1 protein-coding gene is annotated in these 727 nt (G+C 60.2%); it reads left to right on the top strand.

Annotated elements, in window-relative coordinates; all coding sequences use genetic code 11:
- Positions 1-56: 56 nt before the first annotated feature.
- Positions 57-727, top strand: a 671-nt coding sequence (locus AUL34_RS20840) for a DDE-type integrase/transposase/recombinase (RefSeq protein WP_061938422.1), incomplete at its 3' end; no start/stop codon positions are given.

Raw genomic sequence — 727 nt, 5'->3', positions numbered from 1 at the left:
TGTTTGATCCCAGGGTTTGATGGTGTGATCCTTTCCGTAGAATGGAAGGAGGCCTTATGGGACAGGTTCGTCACGGCAGCGCCACGACCACGCACGCCATCCGAGCAGCAATACAGCGATCGCAAGCTTCGCTCGCGACGCTGAGCCGAGACCTCGGCATCAACCCGAAGACGGTGGCCAAGTGGCGCAAACGTCAGACCCTGGAGGACATGAAGACCGGACCGAAGGAGCCGCGTTCAACGACCTTGAGTGAGTCCGAGGAGGCGATGGTCGTTGCGTTCCGCCGGCACACGCTGCTGCCGTTGGATGACTGCCTCTACGCGCTGCAGCCGACGATCCCGCATCTGACCCGGTCAACGCTGCACCGGTGCCTCCAGCGACACGGCATATCCAGATTGCCAGACGTCGATGGCGACAAGCCCAAACGACAGCGCTTCAAACGTTATCCAATCGGTTTCTTCCATATCGATATCGCTGAAGTGCAGACCGGCGAAGGCAAGCTCTTCCTGTTCGTGGCCATTGATCGAACAAGCAAATTCGCGGTCACCCAGTTGATCGACAAGGCTGACAGGCGGACGGCTTGGGAGTTCCTGGAGCGCCTGCTGCTAGCCGTGCCGTACCGGATCCACACCATCCTGACCGACAACGGCATCCAGTTCGCCGATCAACCGCGCAACCGCAACACGGCCTGGTCCCGGCAGATGCGCTTCGACATGATCTGCGAGGC

The organism is Aureimonas sp. AU22 (assembly GCF_001463745.1).
GTDB lineage: Bacteria > Pseudomonadota > Alphaproteobacteria > Rhizobiales > Rhizobiaceae > Aureimonas.
The sequence above is the reverse complement of the archived record's forward strand: the minus strand, read 5'-3'. Positions and strand labels throughout refer to the sequence as shown.